Origin of the sequence: Moorena sp. SIO4G3, from assembly GCF_010692305.1 — a bacterium.
Classification (GTDB): domain Bacteria; phylum Cyanobacteriota; class Cyanobacteriia; order Cyanobacteriales; family Coleofasciculaceae; genus Moorena; species Moorena producens_A.
The window spans coordinates 1-6,485 of the sequence record NZ_JAAHIG010000451.1; the positions used below are offsets into that span (position 1 = coordinate 1).

5 protein-coding genes and 2 pseudogenes are annotated in these 6,485 nt (G+C 41.0%); 4 read left to right on the forward strand and 3 right to left on the reverse strand.

What is annotated here, in order from left to right:
- Nucleotides 1-337: 337 nt before the first annotated feature.
- From F6J99_RS39620 to F6J99_RS39630, 3 genes and pseudogenes are all read right to left on the reverse strand, one after another.
- A complete protein-coding gene (locus F6J99_RS39620) occupies nucleotides 338-799 on the reverse strand; it encodes an ASCH domain-containing protein (protein WP_293036876.1) in 462 nt (153 codons plus the stop codon).
- Nucleotides 800-820: 21 nt separating this feature from the next.
- On the reverse strand, nucleotides 821-2,929 hold the full coding sequence (locus F6J99_RS39625; protein WP_293121631.1) for a GNAT family N-acetyltransferase: 2,109 nt from the start codon (nucleotides 2,927-2,929) through the stop codon (nucleotides 821-823).
- An 85-nt stretch (nucleotides 2,930-3,014) separates the two neighbouring features.
- Nucleotides 3,015-3,506: pseudogene (locus tag F6J99_RS39630) on the reverse strand (transporter substrate-binding domain-containing protein).
- Between the two features lie 400 nt (nucleotides 3,507-3,906).
- Here F6J99_RS39630 and F6J99_RS39635 point away from each other — a divergent pair.
- The 4 genes and pseudogenes from F6J99_RS39635 (at nucleotide 3,907) to F6J99_RS39650 (ending at nucleotide 6,109) form a co-directional block, all read left to right on the forward strand.
- A complete protein-coding gene (locus tag F6J99_RS39635; RefSeq protein ID WP_070395490.1) occupies nucleotides 3,907-4,113 on the forward strand; it encodes a cyanobactin biosynthesis system PatB/AcyB/McaB family protein in 207 nt (68 codons plus the stop codon).
- A gap of 95 nt (nucleotides 4,114-4,208) precedes the next feature.
- Complete coding sequence (locus F6J99_RS39640; RefSeq protein WP_293121633.1) at nucleotides 4,209-4,448, forward strand: cyanobactin biosynthesis PatC/TenC/TruC family protein; 240 nt, start codon at nucleotides 4,209-4,211, stop codon at nucleotides 4,446-4,448.
- A 307-nt stretch (nucleotides 4,449-4,755) separates the two neighbouring features.
- The gene (locus F6J99_RS39645; protein WP_293121635.1) at nucleotides 4,756-5,211 is read left to right on the forward strand and encodes a cyanobactin biosynthesis PatC/TenC/TruC family protein; all 456 of its coding nucleotides are present in this window, start codon (nucleotides 4,756-4,758) and stop codon (nucleotides 5,209-5,211) included.
- Between the two features lie 124 nt (nucleotides 5,212-5,335).
- Nucleotides 5,336-6,109: pseudogene (locus F6J99_RS39650) on the forward strand (phytochelatin synthase family protein).
- The last annotated feature ends 376 nt before the right edge of the window (nucleotides 6,110-6,485 follow it).

The following is a 6,485-nucleotide window of genomic DNA, read 5'->3' on the forward strand; positions in this document are numbered from 1 at the left end:
CTGCTCCCTGCTCCCTGCTCCCTATTTCAACAGTTAATTTGACTTTTGTCCGACTACTTAACTGTAAATAATTAACGCTAAAATGATGAACCGGGCAGCTTTACCCAACCGGTGTGTAGGGATATGAACTGATAAATTCCTGAAATAGACTGACCAATTCAGCTTTCTTATCCCCCACCATACTATCCACCTAATTTTTTTTATTAGAACATGTTTGAGACATTATAAAATTTTAGTTAGTTAGTCATTGATTCTCACTAGTGGGTTATTGGCTTGCTATTATCCATTATCTATTCTCCATGACCCATTCCAAAATACCTTCTTAGCAAATATTTAGCTAATTGATATAATGTTCTGACATAATTGCCATTTTATCCTCTACAATAGACTTAAGATGCTCAAATTGACTAGTCGTCAAGTAATGATAAGATTGTGGAGGTCTAAAGTTAGCCCATTTTGCCCTCAAATCTTGTAAAGTTACTGGTGGCTCAAAATGTTCTATGAGTTTTAAGCAAATCCCATAACCGACAGCGGCTTCCTCATAATACTCATTAAAATCTTTTTTTTCTATACCAGCATTGTCCTTTACTTTATACCAAAGGATATCCGGGCGGTCTTGAATAACGTCTTCCACTTCAAAAAAACCCGATAAAACCTTATCTGGAGCCGAGACATAAACCACAACAATATCCCCTGGTACTAATCGAGGACGCACCCGACGAAGTTCAATTTTTTTGGTTCCCTTGAATAATTGATTAGCATATTTAGGACGAATTGATAATAACAACACATTGGGCATTGTTAACACGAGTAATTTTTATTAATTTTGGGTGCCTTCTCTATATATCATTGTAAATTGTTCCTTATCAATCCGCAACGGTGATTGAAGTGTTAAACGCTTACCAAGTATTTCTTGAATTTCAGGCAAATCTATAGGATTTTTAAACAGTTCAGTATCACTAAATCGAAGCGCCATCAGCTTTTTATTAGGATCATTTTTGGTAAGCTTCATTAAATCTTCTAATTCATATACACCCAATCGACGAAACTGTTGATGGAGATTTTTAGGTTTGTTTACGACTACTTCATCAAGTCTAGAGCACGCTCTGACCTTTCCTGTGCCGCAATACTTTTTATTATAGCTTACATACCAAAAAATTCTACCAACAACCCCTGGTTTTAAGCCACCATTACCTCGATGGCTTCGATAATAGACAAGTTCACGTTTTAGCGCCAGATCAGTTTCCGATCTCCATAGGAGCTGGTTAGCTAAGTCTTCATCGAATAATTCCTTTGCCCATTCTGCTTGAATAGGAATGATTATAGTAGGAAGATCAGCATCAATAATTTTTGCTGGCCACAGTATGCGTTCAACGTCTAGCGTTGTTTTTACCGCTGTGGTTAATTTATCAGTTTTGAGGGTATCAGCAATTTTTAGGCAAAAGTTATAATCCTGACTTCGATTAGCTAAAGTAGTGAGATAGTCGGATAATTCTGTCGCAGTTATGGCAACCGGAAGATTGGCATTTAAATAACCATCCTTAACTTTAAAAAATGCATCATCTTGAATACCGCTAAGAATAGTGTGATCCAAATAAGGTTCAGTAATTCGTGTAAATGGCAGATTTTCACGTACTGACAGGGATATAAACCAAAAAATTAAGTGCCGCGCCAGGGTTTCTTCAAGAGGACCAGATCTAACCCGAAAAATTGGAATGTTTAACTCATGTTTTTTATGGGTATGATACGCAATTAAAGCTAGGGGATTATTTTCTGACTGGAGAATAATATAACACTTGAATTTATCGGGATTAGCAATAATATAGCCCAGCCTTCCTTGAAAATCACTAAGTTTTTCTCCCTTAGGACTAACCAAAAACCTTTGACTCAAGAAAGGTACCTGATCTAATTTCTGAACAACTTGTCTAGTGATACCTGTACCTGCTAAGCGTACAGGCTGATAGTTAATATATTCGTGAAGGTAATCTAGCTTAACAATTAAACTAGTAGGACTAAGGATTGATAAGTTAAATTCCTCATTGATAGCATCTGCGATCGCTAGTATTTGTGAATTACGAGTCAAAAAAAATGGTGCATCTGAAGCTATGGCTATAGCTAACTGACGCAGTTCAGATTTATTGAGAGTTATCTGAGTTGATAACAAAACCTTGGTTAGAGCGCGACAAGCTGTTTGAAAGTCTTTCTGATTGTAAGGGAGTTGAGTAAAGGTATCGGCTAACTGGCGTTTAGCATTCCTTTGTTTAGTATCATCAATAGTATTGATAACCTTAAATATTTCATTAGTTATACATAACTCCAAGTCAGGCTGTAACCAATCAGCTAGTAGAGAGTCGGATTCTGTCTTTGACCTAGCTTCATCTCCTTGCAAGTCAAAAAACACGCTGGTATCAATGACTGCACATAATTTAGACTCAAGTTTTTGGGTAGCAACCGCAGAAAATAGGGTAGGATGGTCGTGATCGCGCCACCAAACGGTAAGTAGTTTTCCATCCTTGCTCCTTCCGGGTTTTTCAGTCAAAGGAACAAAGTCTAAGTGAGACCACATTTTATGTAATTCATAATCACGACGGCATTTGAGTTTAATGCCGTAAAAGTCCTGAGTGTTCTGACTTAGATAATTAACCAGCTTTCTAGCAATCCCCTTACCACGCCATGATGGCTCGATGCACAGATGAACAATAACGATGATATTATGCCTACGCACCTTCCGGTATAACAAATAACCGGTACACTTTTTTTCAGGAGTAAGAGCCACAAGTATTTGACGAGTTAGTGCGTGTTGATCAAACGCTCCTTCAGGAAAATGACCAAGAGTGGTTGCGTGTGCTCGTCCCAAAGCCTTGACTGTCCTTAGGTGCAGGGATTTTTCATCAATTGTTTCAATTTGAAGCTCTATCTTTTGTGTCACGTTACCAATTACCAATTACCAATGGCCATTACCAATTACTATGCATGCAATCGACCCTATTGTACGTGATTAACCATACCTAATCTTACTGGTTAGAAGGAAACCACTTTTGCTCTAGGTTGGTGAGTTCTCCGTCTTCCTGTAATTGCAAAATAATTCGGTTGATTGGCTCACGATAATGACTACCTTGAGGCAAAACTATGCCGTAGTCTTGTTTAGCAAACAACTCACCTACAATCTGGTATTCTCGGTTTTGTGACGTTTGCTAAAGTAACGTTGGTGAATCATAAACTAGAGCCTGGACTTGCCCCGCTTTGAGAGCTTTGTATGCATCTTCCACCTGCTCAAATTCAATCAGCTTGACTGGCTGTTGATTCATATATCTGGCAGAGGTCGTGTCTGCGACAGTAGCAACCTGTTTTCCGAATAGATCGATAAGATCAGAAATATTCGATTCAAGACGATCAGCTGTGATGGCTGCGGTGAAGTAGGCAACCACGAATAATCCAGTAAACATCCAAACAATTACTACCAAACGCCCCACAACACTAACGGGAGATTTATCGCCATAGCCCACAGTTGTAGCTGATTTGTAAACTCGCTGTAATCCTTGTAGGATCAGGCTTGCGCTAAACTAGAACAATTGAACTATTTAATAACCAAAAGACAATCATAGCAAGGCTTGAAAGCTTCTTAATATTTACTTTACAAATTAGCTCTAAGGTTTCGTATCTGACCTCAACTTCTTCCTATTTTATTCTACAACACTTAGACTAAAGTTTCGGGACTTTATAAGATATTTTGATCACGGCGCTTCAAGCCGCTATGGGCTTTTATCCCCGATCTAAAGAGACGGGTTTTTCAGCTTTTATATTTTTATAAACTTAGGAAAAAAACCAAATGGAAACAAAAAAGAACTTGCTTCCTAAGCAATAATGTTCGTATTATATCACTACTGACCAGAAAAGGAGTGTTTGATGAGATTCCCCAAACAAGTAGCACCAGTCAAAAGACCGGATCTGATTCAACCCTATCGGGCAGTGGATGTAGTTCATGGTCGAGGCCAAGACTTGGTGACTATTCGCATGGACTTGACCCATGGTGCCAATTACAATGACCCAGCACCCTTTGCTTACCCTAGTTATCAGCAACTGAAAACCTCCGGCTGGGGCGGATGGTATTGATGTGGCGGTGCCCCTAGGTCAAACTAAGAGATGGGTAACAGTTACATAAGATGTCGTAAACCGTAACAAACACTAACAAACAGTAAAAAACAATTATGCCAGAAGAAGAAACTAAAACTCCCAGACGCGGTCGTCGCAGAAAAACCCAGGCGAAGCCAAAAGCAAAAGCTGCTCCTGCTGCTGCTTCTCCATCTGTTCAACCAGAGGTTAATGAAGAAAAGAAATCAGTCTTACTTGCTACTGGTCTAGAAGATTATGCACGGTGGAAGGTTATGTTTAAAGACCAGAAGCCAGACAATGACCCCCCTTTCCGTCGGGGACGCATTTGGGCTTAATCAGGGGATAAGGGGATAAGGGAATGAGGGGATAAGCATAGGACTTACAGCAAGTTTCGCCCCCCTAGCCCCCCAAGCGAGGGATTGCTCGCTTGGGGGATTTAGGGGGCTTGCAGCCTGTGTAAAAAGTCTGTATTTCTTTATTCCCCATTCCCTGTTCCGAACTTCCCTATTGGTTAAAACCTGAATTTTTCGGTGTTGTTGAACTCAGGAACTCAGTCCAATCAAGTTGGATCACTTACCCAATAGCCCTTAACCTTTACCCAATTTTTCGTATCACCTGCGTAAGTCTTGTTGGAGAAAAAATATGTCTAGCTTTCGTATTTTTGGTCGCGTACTTAACCGTAACTCTGGTAGAGGGATTCCAGGTCTGCGGGTTGAGGTCTGGGATAAGGATGTCAAGGATGACGATTTGTGCGGCACGGCGGTTACAGATACCCGTGGGGCTTACCAAGTCGAGTTTGATGAATCTGCCTATAGAGATGCACCAAAGGATATCTTGCCTGATGTCTACCTGAAAGTCTTTTCAGGGGAGGAATTGATTAAAAGCACTAAGGACAATGTGCGCAGGAATCTCCCAGCGGGGGAGACGGAAATTGTGCTTGAGGTAGAATTAAGCCAGCCTATGGTTGCTCCTCAACTGCGACAAAAATCACCTCTGCTTGCTACTGGACTGGAAGACTACGGACGCTGGAAGGTTATGTTTAAAGACTACAAGGGAGACAATCAGCTACCTTTCCGTCGGGGTAGGATTTGGGCTTAATCAGTAGGAGAGGGAAATCATAAAAGTCAGCGAAGGCTTTAGGTATTAGGCGTATAGTTTCTGAGCTAATACCTATTCCATGTTTTTATCAATCCTATGTTTACATTTCAAATAAACATGCTATATGATTAATCAAAACTATGGTAAAAAATCGGCTAAAAAAAGTAATATAAAACTATTAGGTATACCCCTAAAATTTAGTATAATTTTGTTTTTACTTATCAGTGGAAGATGCTTGGGAAGATATTTTGCCCAAACAATTCCACTGACCGAAAATCTGATTAACCTCGATTCCGATCACGGCGAACAGTTACTGATGGCAAGCCAAGCCCGAGAAGACTATTTGCCCCTAAGTATTCAGTTTGTGACTCAGGAAAACCTGGCTTACTGTGGAGTAGCTAGTATGGTCATGGTGCTGAATGCTTGATCAATTCAAGCTCCAAAAGCACCGGAATTTAGGACTAACCGCTTCACCCAGAAGAATGTTTTGAATGCCAAAACTGAGCAAGTGCGGATGGCTGAGGTGATTGCTCGTCGGGGCATGACTTTGGAACAATTAGCAGGATTATTGGAAACTTATCCAGTTAGAGCAGAGGTTTACCATGGTGGTGATTTGACCCTGGATCAGTTTCGCAACATAGTGGTAAAGAATTTGCAAGAAGCGGAAAATTTTGTCTTAGTCAATTACTTACGCAAAGCCATTGCTCAGAAAACTGGGGGACATATTTCTCCTTTAGCTGCCTACAACCAAGAAGCAGACCGTTTTCTGATCCTAGATGTCTCTCGTTACAAATATCTTCCGGTCTGGGTCAAGGCTGAAGAATTATGGCAAGCAATGGCGACTAAGGATTCAGAGTCTAAAAAGACACGGGGGTTTGTGCTGGTGAGTACCCGTTGATGGTCAAATTGATGGTCAAATTGATGGTCAAATTGATGGCATTCTCATTAATCTATCAATATTGAGGTTTATTTTAAGCTGACAGCTGACCGCTGACCGCTGTTCGCGTAGCGTGGCCTACGGCCAACGGCTTACAAATTAATCAATGAACTACCCCGTCCTGGTCGTTCGCGTAGCGTGGCCTACGGCCAGGACGGGGTGTCAGCAGACCCGTCCTTAGAACGTGATTTTTGACGCTTCATCTTTCCTAGTTGCTGTTGCGGTCGATGCCCGGTATTATCCGGGGCACCTCCGTTCCAGAACCGTACGTGCGACTTTCACCGCATACGGCTCCTAAGTATCTTTTTGGCTCCAGTGTAATTGCTGGTGGCAGCTT